The organism is Sphingopyxis sp. C-1, from assembly GCF_001047015.1.
Classification (GTDB): Bacteria; Pseudomonadota; Alphaproteobacteria; order Sphingomonadales; family Sphingomonadaceae; genus Sphingopyxis.
In genome coordinates this window covers 618,519-638,044 of record NZ_BBRO01000002.1, presented here as the reverse complement: position 1 = coordinate 638,044, position 19,526 = coordinate 618,519, and the positions used below count along the sequence as shown (strand labels likewise).

At 65.4% G+C, this 19,526-nt stretch carries 21 protein-coding genes; 16 read left to right on the top strand and 5 right to left on the bottom strand.

Features of this window, described 5'->3' with window-relative positions:
* The first annotated feature begins 213 nt into the window (after positions 1-213).
* The 3 genes from SC1_RS17525 (at position 214) to SC1_RS17515 (ending at position 2,356) form a co-directional block, all read left to right on the top strand.
* Positions 214-873 (top strand): BON domain-containing protein, encoded by a 660-nt coding sequence (locus SC1_RS17525; RefSeq protein ID WP_062185533.1) that lies wholly within the window; start codon positions 214-216, stop codon positions 871-873.
* A gap of 138 nt (positions 874-1,011) precedes the next feature.
* A complete protein-coding gene (locus SC1_RS17520; RefSeq protein ID WP_062185532.1) occupies positions 1,012-1,806 on the top strand; it encodes a universal stress protein in 795 nt (264 codons plus the stop codon).
* Positions 1,807-1,936: 130 nt separating this feature from the next.
* Positions 1,937-2,356: a response regulator gene (locus tag SC1_RS17515; protein ID WP_238586762.1), complete on the top strand. Its 420-nt coding sequence runs from the start codon at positions 1,937-1,939 to the stop codon at positions 2,354-2,356.
* Between the two features lie 22 nt (positions 2,357-2,378).
* Here the strand turns inward: SC1_RS17515 and SC1_RS17510 are convergent, their stop codons facing one another.
* Genes SC1_RS17510 through SC1_RS17500 form a run of 3 tightly spaced genes read right to left on the bottom strand, consistent with a single transcriptional unit; the run spans position 2,379 to position 4,258 of the window.
* Positions 2,379-2,645, bottom strand: a complete 267-nt coding sequence (locus SC1_RS17510) for a hypothetical protein (RefSeq protein ID WP_062185530.1) — start codon at positions 2,643-2,645, stop codon at positions 2,379-2,381.
* The gene (locus tag SC1_RS17505; RefSeq protein ID WP_062185528.1) at positions 2,645-3,661 is read right to left on the bottom strand and encodes a zinc-dependent alcohol dehydrogenase family protein; all 1,017 of its coding nucleotides are present in this window, start codon (positions 3,659-3,661) and stop codon (positions 2,645-2,647) included. The genes SC1_RS17510 and SC1_RS17505 overlap by 1 nt, the downstream gene beginning before the upstream one ends.
* Before the next feature lie 51 nt (positions 3,662-3,712).
* On the bottom strand, positions 3,713-4,258 hold the full coding sequence (locus SC1_RS17500) for a GNAT family N-acetyltransferase (protein ID WP_062185525.1): 546 nt from the start codon (positions 4,256-4,258) through the stop codon (positions 3,713-3,715).
* Positions 4,259-4,594: 336 nt separating this feature from the next.
* Between SC1_RS17500 and SC1_RS17495 the strand changes: the two genes are divergently transcribed.
* Together SC1_RS17495 and SC1_RS17490 are read left to right on the top strand one after the other, a co-directional pair.
* Entirely contained in the window at positions 4,595-5,404 is an 810-nt protein-coding gene (locus SC1_RS17495; protein WP_062185523.1) for a universal stress protein, read from the top strand.
* Between the two features lie 31 nt (positions 5,405-5,435).
* Complete coding sequence (locus SC1_RS17490) at positions 5,436-6,125, top strand: Crp/Fnr family transcriptional regulator (protein ID WP_062185520.1); 690 nt, start codon at positions 5,436-5,438, stop codon at positions 6,123-6,125.
* A 25-nt stretch (positions 6,126-6,150) separates the two neighbouring features.
* Here SC1_RS17490 and SC1_RS17485 read toward each other — a convergent pair whose 3' ends face one another.
* Positions 6,151-6,822, bottom strand: coding sequence for an OmpW family protein (locus SC1_RS17485; protein ID WP_062185518.1), 672 nt, complete (start codon positions 6,820-6,822; stop codon positions 6,151-6,153).
* 171 nt (positions 6,823-6,993) lie between these two features.
* On the opposite strand from SC1_RS17485, the gene ccoN reads away from it, so the two are divergent.
* The 11 genes from ccoN (at position 6,994) to hemA (ending at position 17,661) form a co-directional block, all read left to right on the top strand.
* The gene (gene ccoN / locus SC1_RS17480; RefSeq protein ID WP_062185516.1) at positions 6,994-8,652 is read left to right on the top strand and encodes a cytochrome-c oxidase, cbb3-type subunit I; all 1,659 of its coding nucleotides are present in this window, start codon (positions 6,994-6,996) and stop codon (positions 8,650-8,652) included.
* A 12-nt stretch (positions 8,653-8,664) separates the two neighbouring features.
* Positions 8,665-9,429, top strand: coding sequence for a cytochrome-c oxidase, cbb3-type subunit II (ccoO, locus tag SC1_RS17475; RefSeq protein WP_062185514.1), 765 nt, complete (start codon positions 8,665-8,667; stop codon positions 9,427-9,429).
* Positions 9,426-9,584 (top strand): cbb3-type cytochrome c oxidase subunit 3, encoded by a 159-nt coding sequence (locus SC1_RS17470; RefSeq protein ID WP_062185512.1) that lies wholly within the window; start codon positions 9,426-9,428, stop codon positions 9,582-9,584. Before ccoO ends, SC1_RS17470 begins: the two co-directional genes overlap by 4 nt.
* A complete protein-coding gene (gene ccoP / locus SC1_RS17465) occupies positions 9,577-10,503 on the top strand; it encodes a cytochrome-c oxidase, cbb3-type subunit III (RefSeq protein ID WP_062185510.1) in 927 nt (308 codons plus the stop codon). Before SC1_RS17470 ends, ccoP begins: the two co-directional genes overlap by 8 nt.
* Positions 10,490-11,947, top strand: a complete 1,458-nt coding sequence (gene ccoG, locus SC1_RS17460; protein WP_062185508.1) for a cytochrome c oxidase accessory protein CcoG — start codon at positions 10,490-10,492, stop codon at positions 11,945-11,947. The genes ccoP and ccoG overlap by 14 nt, the downstream gene beginning before the upstream one ends.
* On the top strand, positions 11,944-12,414 hold the full coding sequence (locus SC1_RS17455; protein ID WP_062185506.1) for a FixH family protein: 471 nt from the start codon (positions 11,944-11,946) through the stop codon (positions 12,412-12,414). The genes ccoG and SC1_RS17455 overlap by 4 nt, the downstream gene beginning before the upstream one ends.
* Positions 12,411-14,525: a heavy metal translocating P-type ATPase gene (locus SC1_RS17450; RefSeq protein ID WP_062185504.1), complete on the top strand. Its 2,115-nt coding sequence runs from the start codon at positions 12,411-12,413 to the stop codon at positions 14,523-14,525. The genes SC1_RS17455 and SC1_RS17450 overlap by 4 nt, the downstream gene beginning before the upstream one ends.
* Entirely contained in the window at positions 14,522-14,677 is a 156-nt protein-coding gene (ccoS, locus tag SC1_RS17445) for a cbb3-type cytochrome oxidase assembly protein CcoS (RefSeq protein WP_058538811.1), read from the top strand. The genes SC1_RS17450 and ccoS overlap by 4 nt, the downstream gene beginning before the upstream one ends.
* Positions 14,674-14,904, top strand: a complete 231-nt coding sequence (locus SC1_RS17440; protein WP_062185502.1) for a hypothetical protein — start codon at positions 14,674-14,676, stop codon at positions 14,902-14,904. Before ccoS ends, SC1_RS17440 begins: the two co-directional genes overlap by 4 nt.
* Positions 14,905-14,963: 59 nt before the next feature.
* Positions 14,964-16,319, top strand: a complete 1,356-nt coding sequence (gene hemN / locus SC1_RS17435; RefSeq protein ID WP_062185500.1) for an oxygen-independent coproporphyrinogen III oxidase — start codon at positions 14,964-14,966, stop codon at positions 16,317-16,319.
* Between the two features lie 127 nt (positions 16,320-16,446).
* Positions 16,447-17,661 (top strand): 5-aminolevulinate synthase, encoded by a 1,215-nt coding sequence (gene hemA, locus SC1_RS17430; protein WP_062185498.1) that lies wholly within the window; start codon positions 16,447-16,449, stop codon positions 17,659-17,661.
* A 423-nt stretch (positions 17,662-18,084) separates the two neighbouring features.
* Here hemA and SC1_RS17425 read toward each other — a convergent pair whose 3' ends face one another.
* Complete coding sequence (locus SC1_RS17425) at positions 18,085-19,515, bottom strand: aldehyde dehydrogenase family protein (protein ID WP_062185496.1); 1,431 nt, start codon at positions 19,513-19,515, stop codon at positions 18,085-18,087.
* Positions 19,516-19,526: the final 11 nt, after the last annotated feature.

The window sequence follows — 19,526 nt, the reverse complement described above, 5'->3', positions numbered from 1 at the left end:
GATACGCCGGAGCGCAATCGGGACCTAGCGAGCAGGCTGCGACGGCAGAATCGGGGAAGCTCCCAAGCGGAGCTCTCCTTACGGAAAGTTGCGGATAAGCCGCACCCTTCGTCCCGGGTAAGGCTGCCCGCACGCGCCGGCGGCTCCTGCCGATGTTCGCCGGCTTCGGTCCGCTCGCAACGCGAGCCGGATTTCTTTCGAAGGAGAAAGATCATGCAGAAGAAGAGTGACGGCCAGCTGCAGGATGACGTGGTCGCCGAACTCGAATGGGATCCGAGCGTCGATCACGCCGATATCGGCGTCTCGGTCAATGACGGCGTCGTGACGCTGGCGGGCTATGTGAAGAGCTTTCCGCAGAAGGTCGCGGCCGAACGTGCGGTGCGGCGCGTCGCGGGGGTTCGCGCGCTCGCCGAGGAACTGAAAGTGCGCTTCGCGTCGGATCCCAAGACCGCCGATCATGAAATCGCCAAGCGGATCGTCGACATGATCGGCTGGACGGTCGCGATTCCCGAGGGGCAGATCAAGGTGAAGGTCGAGCGCGGCTGGGTCACGCTGACCGGCACCGTCGACTGGCACTTCATCGCAAAGGAAGTCGCGCGCGCCGCGGGGCAGATATCGGGGGTCACCGGCGTCTCGAACCTGATCAAGGTCGGCGATATTCCCACCCCTGCCGACGTCAAGGCGCGGATCATGGCGGCATTCAAGCGCCAGGCGGGTCTCGACGCAAGCGGCGTATCGGTCACCACCGAGGGCAGCACGGTCACGCTGCGCGGCCGGGTCAAGGCGTGGGGCGAGCGGCGCATGGCCGAGCTCGCTGCCTGGTCGGCGCCCGGCGTGACCGACGTCGAGGATTATCTCGCGGTCGACAGCTGATCCCGCTCGCCTGGGGAAGAGGCGACCCCCCTGCGGCCGTCCGGACATCCGGGCGGCCGCCTTTCCATCCGTATCATTGCGCATATCGGCCTCGGCTGACGACACATAGTCTCGGTGCAGAAACCAAGGAGACGGCTCATGAAGAATATCCTGTTGCTCGTACATGACGACCATGGCCAGGAAGCTCGCCTGCAGGCGGCGCTCGATATCACCCGCGCGGTCGAAGGCCATCTGACCTGCATCGACGTCACGCCCTATCCCCTCATCGCCGGTGACGGGTTCGGCTTTGCCGAAACCGTCGTCATCCTCGACGAGCGCGAAAGCGAGGCGAAGAACAAGTCGGTGATCAGCGAGCGCCTGTCGCGCGAGGATGTCAGCTGGAGCTGGATCGACGCGATGGACGAGATCGCGAATGCGGTACTCGATGCAGCCGACCTCGCCGACCTCATCATCCTCAATCGCGCGCTCGACGGCTTTCCGATGCCCGACATGCGCGACATCGCGAGCCGCATTGTCGCGCGCGCGAGTGCGCCCGTGCTGGCGGTGCCCGAGACGCTCGAACGCTTCGAGCTCGAGCGCGCGCTCGTCGCGTGGGACGGCCGCCCCTCGGCGGCGGCCGCGCTCCGCGCCGCTGTACCGCTGCTCGTCTTCGCGAAAGAGGTCGAGATCTTCACCGCGCAAGGGTCCGACAATCATATCGTGCCCGAGGATGCCGCGGCCTATCTGTCGCGCCACGGCATCGCGGCAAATGTGCGCAAGACCGACATCGGCAAGTTTCACGCCGATTTCCTGATCTCGGACGAGGCAAAGATGTTCCGCGCCGATTATCTCGTGATGGGCGCCTACGGCCGCGGCCGGCTGCGCGAGACCTTCGGCGGCACCACGAAGAATCTGCTGACGAAGAGCAAATTCCCCCTGCTCATGAGCCATTGATCGGTGGCCCCCGGCCCTGTTTTCCGGCTTCGGGCTCGCACCTCCGAAAGGGCGAGCCCAACAATTCTGCAAGACCTGGCCGGTAGCGGCCGGAAACCTGCCGCCATGCCAAAGCTTCGATAACGGGACCATGGACATGTTGATCGCCCGATCGGGTTGGAGCGAGGCACCGCCGACCATTCTTATCGTCGAGGATGACCCGGCAGTGCGCCGCTCGCTCCTCCTGCTTCTGCAGGGACGCGGATTTGCGGTGAAGGCCTGGCCCGCCGCCGATCCCGCGCTCGCCGAGGCGGCGCGTGCCGCGCCCGACTGCCTGATCGTCGATTACCGGCTCGAGAGCAGCGACGGGATCGCGATGCTGGGCGCGCTGCGCGCGCAGGGCTGGGATGGGCCGGCCATCCTGATCTCCGCCTATCCGTCCGGGGAACTGAGCGCGCGCGCGCGCGAGGCGGGCTTCGCGCTCGTTCTGGAAAAGCCCTTGCGCGAGCATATGCTTGTCGACGCCGTGACGAGGCTCACGCGCAGCGGCACGCCGCCCGCAAGCCCTTGAGGTCTTGTCCGGCCGCGCGCAGCTATTCGGGATATTCGCGCGGCGTGGTTTCGGGATGGCTGTCGGGAAGCACCGGTGCCTCCGGCGACGTGCGCAGCGGCTGGCGATCGGGGTCCGGTGCCGGCGTCTCCGGATAGGCCTTGTCGGGCTGCGTCGGCGGGTCGCAATCGGGACATTCGGGAGGGCGCGCCGCGCTGGCGGGGTCTCGCTCGAAACGATCCATGGCAGTCTCTCCTGACAGGCCGATCTGGCCTTCGCCACTTTCGCGCCGCCGGTGCGGGCGCGCCATTAGGGATTCCCCCTAGCCGCGCCCTCGGGGACGAGGACGAGCGCGCCTTCGACTTCGCCGGCGCGCAACCGGTCGAGCGCGCGATTGGCGTCGGCGAGCGGTAGCGCGGTGACATGCGTCCGCACGCCGCAGCGCGCCGCGGCTTCGAGAAACGCTGCGCCATCGGCACGGGTCAGATTGGCGACCGACCGGATAGACCTTTCCTCCCAGAGATCGGCATAAGGAAAGGACGGGATGTCGCTCATATGAATGCCGGCGCAGATGACGCGTCCGCCCTTGCGGACATGGCGTAGCGCTTCGGGAACCAGTGCTCCGACCGGCGCAAAGAGGATCGCTGCGTCGAGCGGGTCCGGCGGTGCTTCGGTCGACGCGCCCGCCCAGGCGCAACCGAGGCGGCGGGCGAAATCCTGACCAGCGGTATCGCCTTCGCGTGTGAAGGCGTAGACATCGGTGCCGTCGGCGATCGCGAGCTGCGCGAGAATATGTGCGGCGGCGCCGAAACCATAGAGGCCGAGCGCCTTCGCGCTGTCCGCCATGCGATAGGCGCGGTAGCCGATCAAGCCGGCGCAGAGCAAAGGCGCCGCATGAAGATCGTCGAAGGCGGCAGGGATTGCGAGGCAGAAGCGCGCATCGGCGACGACATGCGAAGCGAAACCGCCGTCGCGCGTGAATCCGGTGAACTCGGGCGCGTCGCAGAGATTTTCATGGCCCGCAGCGCAATAGGGGCAGGTGCCGCAACTCCTGCCGAGCCAAGGCACGCCGACCCGCTCGCCAAGCCCGAACTGGGTGACGCCCGCGCCGAGTGCGTCGACGCGGCCGACGATCTCATGTCCGGGGACAATCGGAAGCCGGCCGCTGATGTCGCCGTCGGCGATATGGAGATCGGTCCGGCACACGCCGCAAGCGGTGATCGCGATCCTGATTTCGCCGTCGGCCGGAGTCGGGATCGCGCGTTCGACGCGGTGCAGCGGTGCGCCCGGCGTGTCGAGCTGCATGGCATGAAAGCCTTGGTCCATTGGGAGTGTCTCCAGCCGGCTGCCTGCCGGGCGCCGACCCGATGGCCAAGGTCAGCGAAGCTCGAGTTCGAGCAGAGCGAGCGTGGCGTCGCCATCATAGTCGCTCGCCTTGAACCCCAGCGTCCGCTCGACCTCCATCGCGCCTCGATTGGCGCGGCTCTCGATCGACCGCAACGTCTTGAGGCCGCGGGCGCGGGCGAGATCGACGGCATGATTGAGGAGGGTCCAGCCGACGCCGCGTGTCTTATACGCCGGCGCGACCGAAATCGCGACCTCGGCGGTCACGAACGCATCGTCGGCAGCAATCAGCAGGCTCGCAATCAGCTCCGAGGTCGCGGCATCGAACGCGAGCAGATGCTCGCGGTGGCGGTGATCGACACCGATCATCGCTGCGAGCTGGGCGCTCGACAGGTGCGACTGGCCGCTCAGGAAGCGGAACTGCATATCGTCCGCCGTCAGGCCGTCGAAGAAATGATTGACGATATCCGCGTCGCTCTCCGCGACCGGCCGGAGACGAAGGTCGACGCCGCTGCGGGTCTGCAGGCAGGTCTCGGTCGCCTCGCTGAGCGTGGTGTCGGGCGCATTGGTGAGCGTCATCCTCTGTCTCCTTGATTTGGATCGGACCGCCGGAGCGGCGAAGGGCGAAGGGTGAGGGTGCCCGCGATACGGCTTTGCTCGCGCCGCGGGTCCGCCGGCGCGCGATTCACCGGAGTCCGGCGCGGGTGCGCGCGAAATGGGGTCAATGGACTGGGTCTCGGCATCGCTTGCTCCTTTGCGACGTCAGGCTAACGCCCCGCGCGGTCGGCGCATTTCGTAATTATACGGAGCGACGCCCATTATGCCGCCCGGCCTGAAGGGCGCGGTTTATTGACCGGTGTCAATGAAGCCGGCGCGCATAAGCGCTTCCCTCTCCATCATGAAGGAGAGCAAGACATGCGAAATCTTTTGATTCACGCCGACGCGAGCCCGGCCATGGCCGCGCGCACCGAGACGGCGCTCGCTATCGGACGGCGCCTCGGCGCTCATCTCAGTTTCCTGATCTGCTCGCCCTTCCAGCAGTTCATCGCCTCCGATCCCTTTGGCGGCATGTATCTGGCGCGCGAACAGCTCGCCAAGGCGCAGCTTGCCGATGCCGAGCTCGAGACCCGGCTCGCGGCGCAGCTCGCGCGCGAGGATGTGCCCTGGGACGTCGCCATCGCCGACGGCGATGCGCTCGCGGCGCTCTCGCTCGCCGCGACGCTAGCCGATCTTGCCATCGTATCGCTCGGCCCCCGCGACCGGCGCGGTCTCGCTCAGCCGACGCTGGCGGGCGACCTCGCAATGACTGTGCCCGCGCCCGTGCTCGCGTTGCCCGCCGAAGGCCAGCCGCTCGACCTTGATGCCCCGGTGATGATCCTGTGGAACGGCAGCCCGCAAGCCGCGCACGCCTTGCGCGCCGCTGGGCCGTTGATGGCGGGCGCGGGCAGCGTGACGATGGTGCAGGTCGGGCCGGATGAGGGACGGGTGCCGGCCGAGGACGCGCTCTGCTATCTGTCGCGGCACGGCATTCATGCTGAGCTTCGCCGCCACGATCGCGGGGCGCTTACGCCCGAGGAGATACTCGAGCGAACCGCGAAGGAAATGGCCCCGGGGCTCATCGTGATGGGAGCCTATGGGCGTCCGCGGCTGCGCGAGACCCTGTTCGGCGGGGTGACGCGCTATCTGCTCGAAGCCGCGCCGGCGCCGCTCCTCCTCGCCCATTGACCGCGATGCCTGCCTGCCGGGCACCCGGCGCATGACCGATTGCCTGTCCTGCATCGTGCGCAACCGCGCCATTTGTGCGAGCCTGCGGCCGGACGAGCTCCTGTTGCTCGGCCGGATGGGCCGGCGCCAGCGCGTGAGCAGCGGGCATACGCTCCTGTGGGAGGGCGACGACGCGCCGGTCGTCGCCAATGTCCTTGAAGGCGTCCTGAAACTCGTCGCCGCCACCGCCGACGGGCGCGAGCAGATCGTCGGTATCGTCTTTCCCTCGGACTTCATCGGGCGGCCGTTCGGGAAGGAAAGCCCGTATAGCGTCAGCGCGATCAGCGCCGCCGAGCTTTGCATCTTCCATCGCGACCAGTTCGACGAGTTCGCCGCCGACCATCCCGATCTCCAACAAAAATTGCTGCGCCGCACGCTCGGCGAACTCGATCGCGCGCGCCGCTGGATGCTTCTGCTCGGGCGCAAGTCGGCGTCCGAGAAGGTTGCTTCCTTCCTGCTCGAAATGGCCGATCGCTTGTCGCCACCTCCCGGTGCGGCGGATACGGCGCGAGGCTTCGAGCTGCCCTTCGGCCGTCAGCAGATCGCCGACATCTTGGGTCTCACCGTCGAGACCACGAGCCGCCAGTTCACCAAAATGCGCGCCGATGGCCTGATCGACCTTCCATCCCGCCGCAAGATCGTCATCAACGACCTTGCGGCTCTGAACGAAATGGCAGGCTGACCGGCCAACGGCGCCAGTTGGGAGGTCAGAAACGAAAAGCGACGCCGGCGCTGATCACCCAGGGATCTAGCTTGTGCCGCGTCTTCAGCACCTCGGTCGTCCCGGCATACCATGTCGCGGTCGGACGCAGGAAATAGCGTTTGGCATCGAAGGATAGCGCGAGTCCCTTGTCGTTCACCGGAATATCGACCCCGGCCTGGAGCGCGGCGCCGAGCTTGTCGCCCATCTTCTGGCGGGTCGCGCCGAGCGACCGGGTCGTGGCGCCGGGCTTTTCGTCGATGAAGATGAAGTAGCTCGGACCCGCCCCCACATAAGGCTGGATGCCGCCTTCCTTGCCGAAATGATATTTGAGCGTCAGCGTCGCGGGGACGATCTTGGCGTTCGACACCAACGTCGCGCCGCTCAGCGCGCCACGGCCGTTCACGTCATGCTGGGTCACCCCGGCGATCGTCTCGAGCGAGATATGGTCGGCGACAAAATATTCGATAGCGACCGTCGGCGTGACATTGTCGTCGGCCTTGGTTTGTGTCCCGGCCGGAAGCCCGATCCGGTCGAGCTTGACGTCGCTGATCTTGCCGTCGGGTGCGACATAGGTCGCGAAAATCTTGAACTGGACATCGCCGGCCTTGGCCGCGGCCTGCCCGGGAATCGCGGCGGCGGCCGCCAGCGCGATCAGCGAGAGATGCTGTTTTTTCATGGTCGTTGCTCCTTGCGTTGACCTGGGCTCCCTGCACCCGGCGTGGTCGCCGGGCATTGATGCCGCGCAATCTATTCGTTGATCCTGGTCAATGTTTTTGCCCCGCCGCACGGCCAAGAGCGGTCCTGAACCATGCGGCGCCAAAGCCGCGCGAAAACAGGGACAAGCGATATGGACACTCTGGTAGCAAAGGCGGGGGGCTGGCTCGGCCTGGCCCTGCTCGCGCTGGTGATGGCGGCGGTCGCGGTCGATGCGCCCTTCGCCGTCCATATGATCATCGTCGCGCTGGCCGCTTTGCTGATGCTCTGGACGACCGTGTCGCGCGCCGATTATGAGGCGATCGCGCGCGGGATATTGAAGATGCCCGCCGATCAGGGCGTCTATGACGACGATCCGGTGCGTTGGGGGGTCGTCGCCACGCTGTTCTGGGGCATCGCCGGCATGGCGGCAGGCCTCTTCATCGCATTGCAGCTCGCTTTCCCGGCGCTGAACCTCAATCTTGAATATACGACCTTCGGCCGCCTGCGGCCGCTGCACACCTCGGCGGTGATCTTTGCCTTCGGCGGCAACGCGCTGATCGCGACGAGCTTTTACGTCGTCCAGCGCACCTGCCGCGCGCGGCTTGCCTTTCCGGCGCTCGCGCGCTTCGTTTTCTGGGGATATCAACTCTTCATCGTGCTGGCCGCGACCGGCTATCTGATGGGCGTCACCGCGGCCAAGGAATATGCCGAGCCCGAATGGTATGTCGACCTATGGCTGACGATCGTCTGGGTCGCCTATCTGGTCGTTTTCACCGGCACGATCGTCAAGCGCCGCGAGCCGCATATCTATGTCGCCAACTGGTTTTACCTCAGCTTCATCGTCACCATTGCGATGCTCCACATCGTCAACAATCTGTCGGTGCCGGCGAGCATCTTCGGGTCGAAGAGCTATGCCGCCTTTGCTGGGGTGCAGGATGCGCTGACGCAATGGTGGTACGGGCATAATGCGGTCGGCTTCTTCCTGACCGCGGGCTTCCTCGCGATGATGTATTATTTCGTGCCGAAGCAGGCCGAGCGGCCGGTGTACAGCTATCGCCTGTCGATCATCCACTTCTGGTCGCTGATCTTCCTCTACATCTGGGCGGGGCCGCACCACCTCCATTACACCGCGCTGCCCGACTGGGCGCAGACGCTGGGCATGGTCTTTTCGGTGATCCTGTGGATGCCGAGTTGGGGCGGCATGATCAACGGTCTGATGACGCTCAACGGCGCGTGGGACAAGATCCGCACCGACCCGATCATCCGCATGATGGTGATGGCGCTCGCCTTCTACGGCATGAGCACCTTCGAAGGCCCGATGATGTCGATCAAATGGGTCAACTCGATGTCGCATTACACCGACTGGACGATCGGCCATGTGCACTCGGGCGCGCTCGGCTGGAACGGCATGATCACCTTCGCCTGCGTCTATTATCTCGTGCCGCGCCTGTGGGGCCGCGAGCGGCTCTACAGCCTGCGCATGGTCAACTGGCACTTCTGGCTCGCGACCGTCGGCATCGTTTTCTACGCCGCGTCGATGTGGGTCGCGGGCATCATGCAGGGGCTGATGTGGCGCGAATATGGAGCCGACGGCTACCTCGTCTACAGCTTCGTCGAAAGCGTCGCGGCGATGCACCCGATGTACCTGATCCGCGCCGCGGGCGGGGCGATGTATCTCGCCGGCTTCCTGATCATGGTCTTCAACGTCTGGGCGACGCTCAGCGGCAAGGTGCGCGCCGAAAAGCCGATGACCGAAACCCCGTACAACGCCGCAGCGGACCGCCCGCTCGCGCCCGTCCCTGCCGAATAAGGAGCCCGGATCATGGCCACCAGACCCGCCAAACAGGGCTTCAGCCACAAGAAGATCGAACGCAATGTGACGTTGCTCGGCGCGCTCGCGCTGCTCACGGTCACGATCGGCGGCATTGTCGAGATCGCGCCGCTCTTCTGGATCGACAACACGGTCGAGAAGGTTGAGGGGATGCGGCCCTACACCCCGCTCGAACTCGCCGGGCGCAACATCTATATGCGCGAGGGCTGCTACACCTGTCACAGCCAGATGATCCGTCCGTTCCGCGACGAGGTCGAACGCTATGGCCATTACAGCCTCGCCGCCGAGAGCATGTACGACCATCCGTTCCAATGGGGATCGAAGCGTACCGGGCCCGATCTGGCGCGCGTCGGCGGCCGTTATTCGGACGAATGGCACAAGGCGCATCTGATCGACCCGCGCAGCGTCGTGCCTGAATCGATCATGCCGCCCTATGCCTTCCTTGCCGAGCGCGACCTCCAGACGGGGGATATGTCGAACGACCTCACCGCGCTCTATCGTGTCGGGGTGCCCTATACGAAGGCCGACATCGCCAAGGCGAACGATGACATCCGGGCGCAGGCCGACCCCGATGCCGGCGCGGGCGATCTGCAGAAGCGCTATCCGAAGGCGCAGGTCCGCGACTTTGACGGCGACCCCGCGCGCGTGACCGAGATGGATGCGCTGATTGCCTATCTTCAGATGCTCGGCACGCTGGTCGATGTCGACAAGGCGGCGCCGCAGGAACGCGCCGGCGAAACGGAGGCGGCGCGATGAGCTACGACGCGCTTCGCCATTTCGCCGATAGCTGGGGGCTGCTCGCGATGGCGCTGCTGTTCCTCACCCTTATCGCCTGGCCGTTCCGGCCGAGCGCGCGCGCCCGCAACGACGAGGCCGCGAGCATGATCTTCAAGGACGACGAGCATGGCTGATCTGAAACAGCGCATCGACGAGGCGACCGGCACGAGCACGGTCGGCCATGAGTGGGACGGGATCGAGGAACTCGATACGCCGATGCCGCGCTGGTGGCTCTGGACCTTTTACGCGACGATCGTCTGGGGGCTGGCCTACGTCGTCCTCTATCCGGCCTGGCCGATGGTCGACAGCGCGACCAAGGGCGTGCTCGGCTGGTCGAGCCGAGGCGACCTCGCAAGCGAAATGGCGGCCGATGCGAAGCGCCGCGCGCCGACGGTCAATGCCATTGCGGCAACCACGATTACCGATCTGCCCGCGAAGCCCGAACTGATGCAGGCGGCGGTACAGGGCGGCGGCGCGGCGTTCCGCGTCCATTGCGTCCAGTGCCATGGTGCGGGCGGCGCGGGGGTGAAGAAGCTCTACCCCAGTCTGACCGACGACGACTGGCTGTGGGGCGGTGATCTGGCCACCATCGAATATACGGTCACCCATGGCATCCGGAACCCGGACCACAAGGCGACACGCACCAGCCTGATGCCCGCCTTCGGCCGCGACGGCATTCTCGATGCGGCGCAGATCGGCGATGTCGTCAGCTTCGTGCGCACGATCAGCCGGCAGGAAAAGGCCAGCGCGTCGTCGGCGCGCGGCGCGGCGCTGTTCGCGGACAATTGCGCGGTGTGTCACGGCGCGGGCGGTGAAGGCGGGCGGCAGGTCGGCGCGCCGAAACTGACCGATGCGATCTGGCTGTACGGCGGCGATCGCGACAGCCTGACCGCGACGATCACGCAGCCGCGCAACGGGGTGATGCCGCGCTGGGGTGGCCGGCTCGATCCGGTCACGATCAAGATGCTGTCGGCCTATGTCTATTCGCTGGGCGGCGGCGAGAAGGGGCTCGCGCCCGTCGCCGAAGGGGCGGGAGCCGATGGCCAGCCCTGAAGATCTTTCCGGCCAGTCGGCGCCGCTCTATGAAGCGCGGAAGGGCGTTTACCCCAAAGCGGTGAACGGTCCCTTCCGCCGCTTCAAATGGGCGATCATGGCGGTGACGCTGGCGATCTATTACGGCACGCCGTGGATCCGCTGGGATCGCGGTCCTTACGCGCCCGATCAGGCGGTGCTCGTCGACCTTGCGAACCGGCGTTTCTACATGTTCCAGATCGAGATCTGGCCACATGAATTCTATTATGTCGCGGGCCTGCTCATCATGGCGGGGATCGGGCTGTTCCTTGTCACCAGCGCAGTCGGGCGCGCCTGGTGCGGTTATGCCTGTCCGCAGACGGTGTGGACCGACCTGTTCCAGCATGTCGACCGGCTGATCGACGGCGACCGCAACGCGCAGGTCCGGCTGGCGAACGGCCCGTGGACGGCCGAAAAGCTGGCGAAGCGGGTGATCAAATATGGCATCTATCTGGCCATCGCCTTCTGGACCGGAGGCGCGTGGATCATGTATTTTGCCGATGCGCCGACGCTGACGGCGGATTTCTGGACGGGACAGGCGGCGCTTGTCGCCTATGGCACCGTCGCCGTGCTGACCGCGACGACCTTCATCCTCGGCGGATTTATGCGCGAACAGGTGTGCGTCTACATGTGCCCCTGGCCGCGCATCCAGACCGCGATGATGGATGAAAAATCGCTGCTGGTGACATACAAGGACTGGCGCGGCGAACCGCGCGGCAGCGTCAAGAAGGCGCAGGCTCACCCCGGCGGCTTCGGCGACTGCATCGACTGCAACCAGTGCGTCGCCGTGTGCCCGACGGGAATCGACATTCGCGAAGGGCCGCAGATCGGTTGCATCACCTGCGCACTCTGTATCGACGCGTGCGACGGGGCGATGGCGCAGGTCGGTCGCCCACGCGGGCTGATCGACTATTGCACGCTCGACGATGCGGCGACCGAAAAGGCAGGCGGCACCGGGCAGCCGATCCGCAAGACGCTGCTGCGTCCGCGCACCTTGATCTATTTCGGCGTCTGGACCGCAATCGGTGCGGCGATGCTCTTTTCGCTCGGCCAGCGGACGCGGCTCGACCTTGCCGTCCAGCACGAGCGCAGCCCGCTCTTCGTCCAGCTTTCCGACGGCCACATCCGCAACAATTACACGCTGAAGCTGCGCAATATGGAAACGCGCCCGCGCCGGGTCGCGGTGAGTGTCAGCGGGCTTCCCGGTGCGGTGCTGTGGACCGACGCCGGTTCGCGTGAAAAGGCCGGGCAGCGTATCGAACTGGCGCTGCCCGCCGACAGCGTCACGAGCGTCAAACTTTTCGTCGCGGCGCCCGCCATCGGTCCGGCGCGGCAGGATTTCACGATCGGTACGCGCGGGCTCGACGGCGATCCGCGCGGCGACAGCGACATCATCCAGTTCGACCGGCCGGAGGCAGGACAATGACCGACACACGCAAACCCAAGGCCTTCACCGGCCGGCATATGACGGCGATCCTCGTCGGCTTTTTTGCGGTCGTGATCGCGGTCAATCTCACCATGGCGCGCTTCGCCATGTCGACCTTTGGCGGCAAGGTAGTCGAGAACAGCTATGTTGCGAGCCAGCATTATAACGAATGGCTAAAACGTGCCGACGCGCAGGACCGCCTCGGATGGGATGCGCGCATCACGCTCGATGCGAGGCGGCACGTGCTTCTGGCGCTCAGCAAGGATGGCGTTCCGCTCGACGGCATTCGGGCGTCGGCAACGATCAACCACCCCGTTGGGCGCACCCCGCCCGCCGCGCTCAATTTCGAGCCGGCGGCGGGCGGCGTGCTGCGCTCGGTCGAGCCGCTGGTGTTGGGGCGCTGGCGGCTCGACCTTATCGTCCGGCGTGGCGCCGACGAAGCCCGCTATCGCGAGAATCTTCAATGACCGCGACCGCCCTCGTCGAACGCGACTTCGCGGTGCCCGATATCCGCTGCGCGGGCTGCATCGCCAAGCTGGAGCAGGGGCTGGTGCGCGACAGGCGCATCGCCGCCGCGCGCGTAAACTTCACCGAGAAGCGCGTCCATCTGTCCTGCACCCCCGACACCGACATGCCCGACCTGATCGGCGCCTTTTCGAGCCTGGGTTTCGAAGCCCACCCGATCGGGAGCGGCCCCGACGAAGCCGATGCCGAAGCCGAAACGAGCCGTGAGTTGCTGCGGGCGGTCGCGGTGTCGGGCTTCGCGATGATGAACATCATGCTGCTCTCGGTGTCGGTCTGGTCGGGCGCGGCGGGGGCTACGCGCGACCTGTTCCACTGGCTGTCGGCGGCGATCGCCCTGCCGACGATAGCTTACGCCGGACGCCCCTTCTTCCGTTCGGCCTGGCGCGCGCTGCGTCATCGCCGCACCAATATGGACGTGCCGATCAGCATCGGGGTCCTGCTCGTCAGCGTCATGAGCCTCTACGAGACGGCGACGCACGGCGCCCACGCCTATTTCGATGGCGCAGTAATGCTGCTCTTTTTCCTGCTCTGCGGCCGCTGGCTCGACAGCGTGATGCGCGACCGCGCGCGGGGCGGCGTCACCGCGCTGCTCCGCAACATGGGCACCGGTGCGATGGTCTTTGGGCACGAACGCTCGACGCGCTGGGTGGACGCGACTGCGCTTGAGCCGGATATGGTCATGCTCGTCGCTGCCGGTGAGCGGCTCGCGGCGGACGGCGTCATCGCGAGCGGATCGAGCAGCATCGATCTGTCGCTGCTGACCGGCGAAAGCGCGCCGCAGACGGTTCGCCCGGGCGACGTCGTTCATGCGGGCACCCTCAACCTCGATGCACCGCTGAAGGTTCGCGTCACCGCTGCGGGCAGCGATACTGCGATCGCCGATATCGCCAGGCTGATGGGCGAGGCCGCGCAGGGTAAGTCGCGCTATGTCCGGATCGCCGATCGCGCGGCCCGCCTCTATGCACCGGCCGTCCATTGCCTTGCGCTGCTTGCCTTTGCAGGCTGGATGATCGCGGGCGCCGGCTGGCATCACAGCCTGCTCATCGCTGCAGCGGTGCTGATCATCACTTGCCCGTGCGCACTCGGCCTTGCTGTGCCCGCCGCGCAAATCGTCGCCGCGGGGGCCCTGATGCGCAAGGGGGTGCTGATCAAGGATGGCTCGGCGCTGGAGCGCCTGTCCGAAGTCGACCTCGCGCTTGTCGACAAGACCGGGACGCTCACGCTTGGCCGCCCCGAGGCGCTCGATCTCGGGCTGCTCGATATCGGCGTCAAATCGTTGGTCCTCGCGCTGGCTCAGTCGAGCCGTCATCCGCTCAGCGAAGCGCTGACCCGCGGGCTGCAAGCCTATGACGTTCGTCCCGCCGAGGTCGCTTCGATCCGAGAAACCGCGGGGTTCGGGGTGGAAGCTCGCTGGGCCGGCCGCACCGTGACGCTCGGTCGGCCGCTCGGCACCGGGCTGGGCGATGCGCTCGCGACCCAGTTCGCCGTCGACGGGCGTCCGGTGGCGACGATCCGCTTCGCCGACCAGCTGCGTCCCGACGCGCGCGACGCGGTCGATGCGCTGCGCGAAGCCGGGATCGCGGCCATGATCCTGTCGGGCGATCGCGCCGAAGCCGTCGCCCCCGTGGCGCGTGAGCTCGGCCTTACCGCGCAGACCGGTATGACCCCGCAAGACAAGCTCGCCGCGATCGCACGGCAGACGGCGCTCGGGCACAAGGTGTTGATGCTCGGCGACGGCCTCAATGACGGTCCGGCGCTTGCCGCGGGGCATGCCTCGATGGCGCCGGGCTCCGCGAGCGACGTCGGCAAAAATGCCGCCGACTGCATATTTATGGGCGACCGGCTGATGCCCGTGGTCGAGACGGTGCGCATGGCGCGGCGAACCCAGGCGGTCGTTCGGCAGAACTTCATGCTCGCGATCGTCTACAACGTCGTCGCCGTGCCGCTCGCTTTCGCCGGACTCGTCACCCCGTTGATCGCCGCGGTCGCCATGTCGGGATCGTCGCTTCTCGTCGTCGGCAATGCCCTGCGCCTTAAAGGCGCGATCCGGTGAACGGCCTTATACTGCTCATACCGATCGCGCTGGGGCTCGGCCTGCTCGGGCTCGCTGCATTCTTCTGGTCATTGCGCCAAGGGCAGTTCGAGGATCTCGACGGCGCGGCGCTGCGGATCTTCGTTGAGGATGAAGAGGACCGGGCCGCATGATCGCGCGCCGGATCGGAGCCGTTGTGGCGGCGGCGGGCCTCGCCACCGCACCGCTCGCGACCGACGCGCGCGTCATACGCGTCGGGAAGTGCGGCGGCGCCGCGCAGCATCTTGTCGTGCCTGCCGATCCCGCCCGGCCGAGCGACGAGGGCGGCAATTGCGCCAAGGCGTGTCACACCATGACCGACCGGCGGGACCGGCTGTCCGGCAAGCGAGGATGCTGTTGACGCGGCGGGTTTTGATCCCGGTCAATGTCGCCGCTGCGGGCGCCGCGTAAAACCGTCGCATGTGGTCCTATCATCCCGATCTTCTCGCCCGGCCCGTGCCGCGCTACACCAGCTATCCAACGGCGATGGAATTTGCCGACGACGTCGGCGCCGACGCCTATGCACAGGCACTCGACGCAGTCGAAGCCGCGACGCCGATTTCGCTTTATGTCCATATCCCCTTTTGCGAGCAGATCTGCTGGTATTGCGGCTGCAACACCGGCGCGGCGGGACGCAAGCATCGGCTCGCCGACTATCTCGCGGCGCTCCAGTCGGAGATTACGCTTGTCGCCAAGCGGCTCGGGGGCCGCGGACGCGTGCAGCGCATTGCATTCGGCGGCGGTAGCCCTAATGCGATCGCCCCGGTCGAGCTGGTGCGCCTGCTCGACCTGTTGCTTACCCTGTTCGATGCGCACCGGCCCGAGATATCGATCGAGCTCGATCCTCGCGGCTTCTCTGCCGAATGGGCACTTGTACTGGCTGCCGCGCGCGTGACCCGCGTGAGCCTCGGCGTGCAGACCTTCGCACCGCATATCCAGCAGGCAATCGGACGCATCCAGCCGCTCTCCCATATCGAACGCGTCGTGGCCGGGCTTCGGCTGCGCGATATCGACGCCATCAATTTCGATCTGATGTACGGCCTGCCGGGTCAGACCCTCGCCGATCTCGATGAGACGCTCGAGGAAACGATCCGTCTCGCGCCGAGCCGGATATCGCTTTTCGGCTATGCGCATCTCCCGAACATGATTCCGCGCCAGCGCCAGATCGACGCCAGCAATCTGCCCGACCATGAATTGCGCTTCGAGCAGGCTCGGCGCGGGTATGAGCGCCTCACCGATGCGGGCTATGTTCCCGTCGGATTCGATCATTTCGCGCTGCCTTCCGATCCACTTGCCGACGCCGCGCGCGACGGGCGGGTGAGCCGCAATTTTCAGGGCTTTACCGAGGATGACAGCCCGGTTTTGATTGGCATCGGTGCCAGTGCGATCAGCCGGTTTCCCGATCTCATTGTCCAGAATGAAAAACGCGCGGGCGTTTATCGTGACCTCATCGCGGCCGATCAGTTGACCGCTGTTCGCGGCGTTGCGATCGACGCCGATGACCGCGAGCGCGGGCGGCTCATCAAAGAATTGCTGTGCCACGGGACCGCTTGCCTCGACGCGCGCTGGCTAAAGTCTGCGCGGGCCGCGCTTGCGCCCTTTGAGCGCCTGAATATCCTTCGCTGGGAGGGCGAAAGGCTCGTCGTCGAGGACCATGGCCTGCCCTACGCCCGACTGGTCGCCGCGCAATTCGACCGTCATCGCGGCGCGATCACTCGTGTGGACCTCGAGCCTATGTTTTCCAATTGCGCAGATAGGACAGCAAGCAGGGCATGATATAAATCCTCCGCTAACTGCAGAAATCTGCAGCTTACCTGTACGTGTTATTCCTAATGGGAAGCGTATCCGCCCTGACAGATAGAAGCCTCATATCCCGGCTATTTCAACCTTTAGGGGCAGGCTCATGCGCTACGACCAGATTTTCAGCGATGCGATCGCGCGCCTGCACGACGAGGGACGCTATCGGGTGTTCGTCGATATCCTGCGGGACCGCGGCGCCTACCCCGGCGCGCGCTGCTTCGATGCCGATGGGGAAGCGAGGCCGATCACCGTCTGGTGTTCGAACGACTATCTCGGCATGGGGCAGCACCCGGCGGTCCTCGATGCAATGGAAGCCGCAATCGCTGATGTCGGTGCGGGCTCGGGCGGCACACGGAATATCAGCGGCAACACCCATTATCATATCGAACTCGAGCGCGAGCTTGCCGATCTCCATGGCAAGGAGAGTGCGCTCCTCTTTACGTCGGGCTATGTGTCGAACGACGCCACGCTCGCGACGCTGGGCAAGCTCCTGCCCAGCTGCGTGATATTTTCGGACGAGCTAAATCACGCAAGCATGATTGCCGGCATTCGCAATGCGGGATGCGAGCGGAAGATCTTTCGCCACAATGATCTGGCGCATCTCGAGGCACTGCTTGCCGAAACCGACCCCGCGCGGGCCAAGCTCATCGCCTTCGAGAGTGTGTATTCGATGGACGGCGACGTCGCGCCGATCGCCGCGATCTGCGATCTGGCCGATCGCTATCAGGCCCTCACCTATCTCGATGAAGTCCACGCCGTCGGCATGTACGGCTCGCGCGGTGGCGGTATATCGGAGCGCGATGAAGTGGCGCACCGCGTCAGCGTGATCGAGGGCACGCTCGCCAAGGCCTTCGGGGTCATGGGCGGTTATATCGCCGCGGACCGCGCAGTCATTGACTGCATTCGCAGCTATGCACCAGGCTTCATCTTCACGACCTCGCTGTCACCTGTTCTCGCCGCCGGCGCGCTCGCAAGCGTTCGCCACCTGAAAGTGTCGACATCTGAACGCGAAGGACAGCGGGCCGCTGCTCAGCGGCTCAAGTCGCTGTTTCGGGCCGCAGGGTTGCCGGTCTTGCCGAGCGACACGCACATCGTCCCGCTCCTCGTGGGCGACCCTGTCCGCGCCAAGGCCCTCAGCGACCATCTGCTCACCGAGCATGGCGCCTATGTTCAGCCGATCAACTATCCAACGGTACCGCGCGGAACCGAGCGGCTTCGCTTCACGCCGGGTCCGCTGCATGGCGAGGAGGAAATGAAGGCACTGACGGCGGCGCTTGCCGCTTGGTATTTCCCATATCGCATGCCGATTGCCGCGTGACGAACTGAGTGGGAATCGGCACGATTAGGGTACGCAGCCGGCCAAAAATCCGATGTAATCCAGTGGTCTAAGATCAATTTGGGGCCTTTTTGGGGGCACTGGACGATTTGCGAATAGAGGAATATCCCGGAAAACTGCCAATTTTTTCGCGTAATTAGATTCCGGCTCGGCTCCAAACTTTTTCCGAAATTGTGACAACGGCCTGACGGCGGAAAGCCGCCGGCCGCCTCCAAAGACAAAGGGCTGCCTCTTTCGAAGCAGCCCTTCCATTGTCGTACCGGTTCGCGGACGATTATCCGAGTCGGACCCCCGCGAGGAAGGTCATGCCCAAATCTGCCGCATGCGGCGTGTGACAATGAGACATTCGACCACCTCCTTTCGCTTGTTGACGATGGGGCCAATGTAGAATTTTTTGCGCCTCATTCAAGTTGTAGCGATCGCCTTCCTCCTTACGATCGTCTGAGCGTTGGTATATTCCAGCAGGCCTTCAACCCCACCTTCGACCCCCACGCCCGATTGCTTCATCCCGCCGAACGCCGCGGTCGGCGACAAATGTTGCGTTTCGTTGACCCAGACGGTGCCGCTCGCGATGCGCTGCGCAATTTCGAAAGCCTTGTCCTCGTCCTTTCCCCACACCGAGCCGCCGAGGCCGTAGTCGGTCGCATTGGCCCGCACGACGACATCGTCATAATCGTCGAATTTAATGAGCGGCAGAACGGGGCCGAACTGCTCCTCCTGCACGATGCGGCTGTTCTCCGGCGGATTGTCGAGGATGGTGACGGGAATGAAATAGCCTGGCACATCCGCCGTCTCGCCGCCGACGAGGAATTTATAGCCCTTGTCCTTTGCATCCTGGATCAACTCGAGGACGCGGCGGTATTGCGCTTCGTTGTTGATCGGGCCGATCTGGGTCCCCTGCTCGGAACCGTCGCCGACCTTCACTGTCTTCGCATAGGCGACGAGGGCTTCTTTCAGCGGTTCGTAGATGTCCTTGTGCACATACATGCGCTTGGTCGCGATGCAGATCTGGCCATTGTTGCGGAACGCGGCCCAGAAGAGTTCCTCGGCGACCTTTTCGACTTCGACGTCGGGCATCACGATCGCCGCATCGTTGCCGCCGAGTTCGAGCGTCACGCGTTTGAGGGTCGGCGCCGCCGATTCCATCACGCGGCGACCGGTCGCGGTCGATCCGGTAAAGCTGATCTTGTCGAACCCGGGATGGCTCGTCATCCACGGGCCGAGCGCATCGCCGCCGGTGACGATATTGAGCACGCCGGGGGGGAGCATGTCTTTCACCAATTCGCCGAACTTCAGGGTCGCGAGCGGCGTGAAAGGGGAGGGTTTGAGCACCATGCAATTGCCGGCGAGCAATGCCGGGCCGACCTTGAACATCGCAAGGACCATCGGGAAATTCCATGGCGCGATCGCCCCGACGACGCCCAGCGGGACATGGCGCGTCTCGCTATAGCGCTCCGCACTATCTTCATTGATCGTGACTGGCAGTTCGAGGCTGGCGGCGCCCATCAGCCAATATCCGGCTCCCATGACTTCGCCTTCGGCTTCGGCGTGGGGTTTGCCCTGTTCGGCGGTCAGCAGGCGCTTGAAGGCGTCGGCGTTCGCGAGCACGGCCTGCCCCATCGCGTTGAGCGCCGCCTTGCGCTCGGCGATCGGCGTCGCGGCCCAGCCGGAGAAAGCAGCGCGGGCGGCAGCGATGGCCCGGTCAAGGTCGTCCGGGCTCGCGTCGGGGGCGCTGCCGATGACCTGTTCGGTTGCGGGGTTGAGCACGTCGAAGCGGGCGCTGCCACTATCGAGCTTACCGCCGATCAGCATCGCATAGTCGCGGTCGAAATCCATCGTCTCTCTCC

Coding starts and splice junctions, on each gene's coding strand:
- SC1_RS17525 (WP_062185533.1), top strand. CDS start 214: ATGCAGAAGAAGAGTGACGGCCAGCTGCAGGATGACGTGGTCGCCGAA.
- SC1_RS17520 (WP_062185532.1), top strand. CDS start 1,012: ATGAAGAATATCCTGTTGCTCGTACATGACGACCATGGCCAGGAAGCT.
- SC1_RS17515 (WP_238586762.1), top strand. CDS start 1,937: ATGGACATGTTGATCGCCCGATCGGGTTGGAGCGAGGCACCGCCGACC.
- SC1_RS17510 (WP_062185530.1), bottom strand. CDS start 2,645: ATGGCGCGCCCGCACCGGCGGCGCGAAAGTGGCGAAGGCCAGATCGGC.
- SC1_RS17505 (WP_062185528.1), bottom strand. CDS start 3,661: ATGGACCAAGGCTTTCATGCCATGCAGCTCGACACGCCGGGCGCACCG.
- SC1_RS17500 (WP_062185525.1), bottom strand. CDS start 4,258: ATGACGCTCACCAATGCGCCCGACACCACGCTCAGCGAGGCGACCGAG.
- SC1_RS17495 (WP_062185523.1), top strand. CDS start 4,595: ATGCGAAATCTTTTGATTCACGCCGACGCGAGCCCGGCCATGGCCGCG.
- SC1_RS17490 (WP_062185520.1), top strand. CDS start 5,436: ATGACCGATTGCCTGTCCTGCATCGTGCGCAACCGCGCCATTTGTGCG.
- SC1_RS17485 (WP_062185518.1), bottom strand. CDS start 6,822: ATGAAAAAACAGCATCTCTCGCTGATCGCGCTGGCGGCCGCCGCCGCG.
- ccoN (WP_062185516.1), top strand. CDS start 6,994: ATGGACACTCTGGTAGCAAAGGCGGGGGGCTGGCTCGGCCTGGCCCTG.
- ccoO (WP_062185514.1), top strand. CDS start 8,665: ATGGCCACCAGACCCGCCAAACAGGGCTTCAGCCACAAGAAGATCGAA.
- SC1_RS17470 (WP_062185512.1), top strand. CDS start 9,426: ATGAGCTACGACGCGCTTCGCCATTTCGCCGATAGCTGGGGGCTGCTC.
- ccoP (WP_062185510.1), top strand. CDS start 9,577: ATGGCTGATCTGAAACAGCGCATCGACGAGGCGACCGGCACGAGCACG.
- ccoG (WP_062185508.1), top strand. CDS start 10,490: ATGGCCAGCCCTGAAGATCTTTCCGGCCAGTCGGCGCCGCTCTATGAA.
- SC1_RS17455 (WP_062185506.1), top strand. CDS start 11,944: ATGACCGACACACGCAAACCCAAGGCCTTCACCGGCCGGCATATGACG.
- SC1_RS17450 (WP_062185504.1), top strand. CDS start 12,411: ATGACCGCGACCGCCCTCGTCGAACGCGACTTCGCGGTGCCCGATATC.
- SC1_RS17440 (WP_062185502.1), top strand. CDS start 14,674: ATGATCGCGCGCCGGATCGGAGCCGTTGTGGCGGCGGCGGGCCTCGCC.
- hemN (WP_062185500.1), top strand. CDS start 14,964: ATGTGGTCCTATCATCCCGATCTTCTCGCCCGGCCCGTGCCGCGCTAC.
- hemA (WP_062185498.1), top strand. CDS start 16,447: ATGCGCTACGACCAGATTTTCAGCGATGCGATCGCGCGCCTGCACGAC.
- SC1_RS17425 (WP_062185496.1), bottom strand. CDS start 19,515: ATGGATTTCGACCGCGACTATGCGATGCTGATCGGCGGTAAGCTCGAT.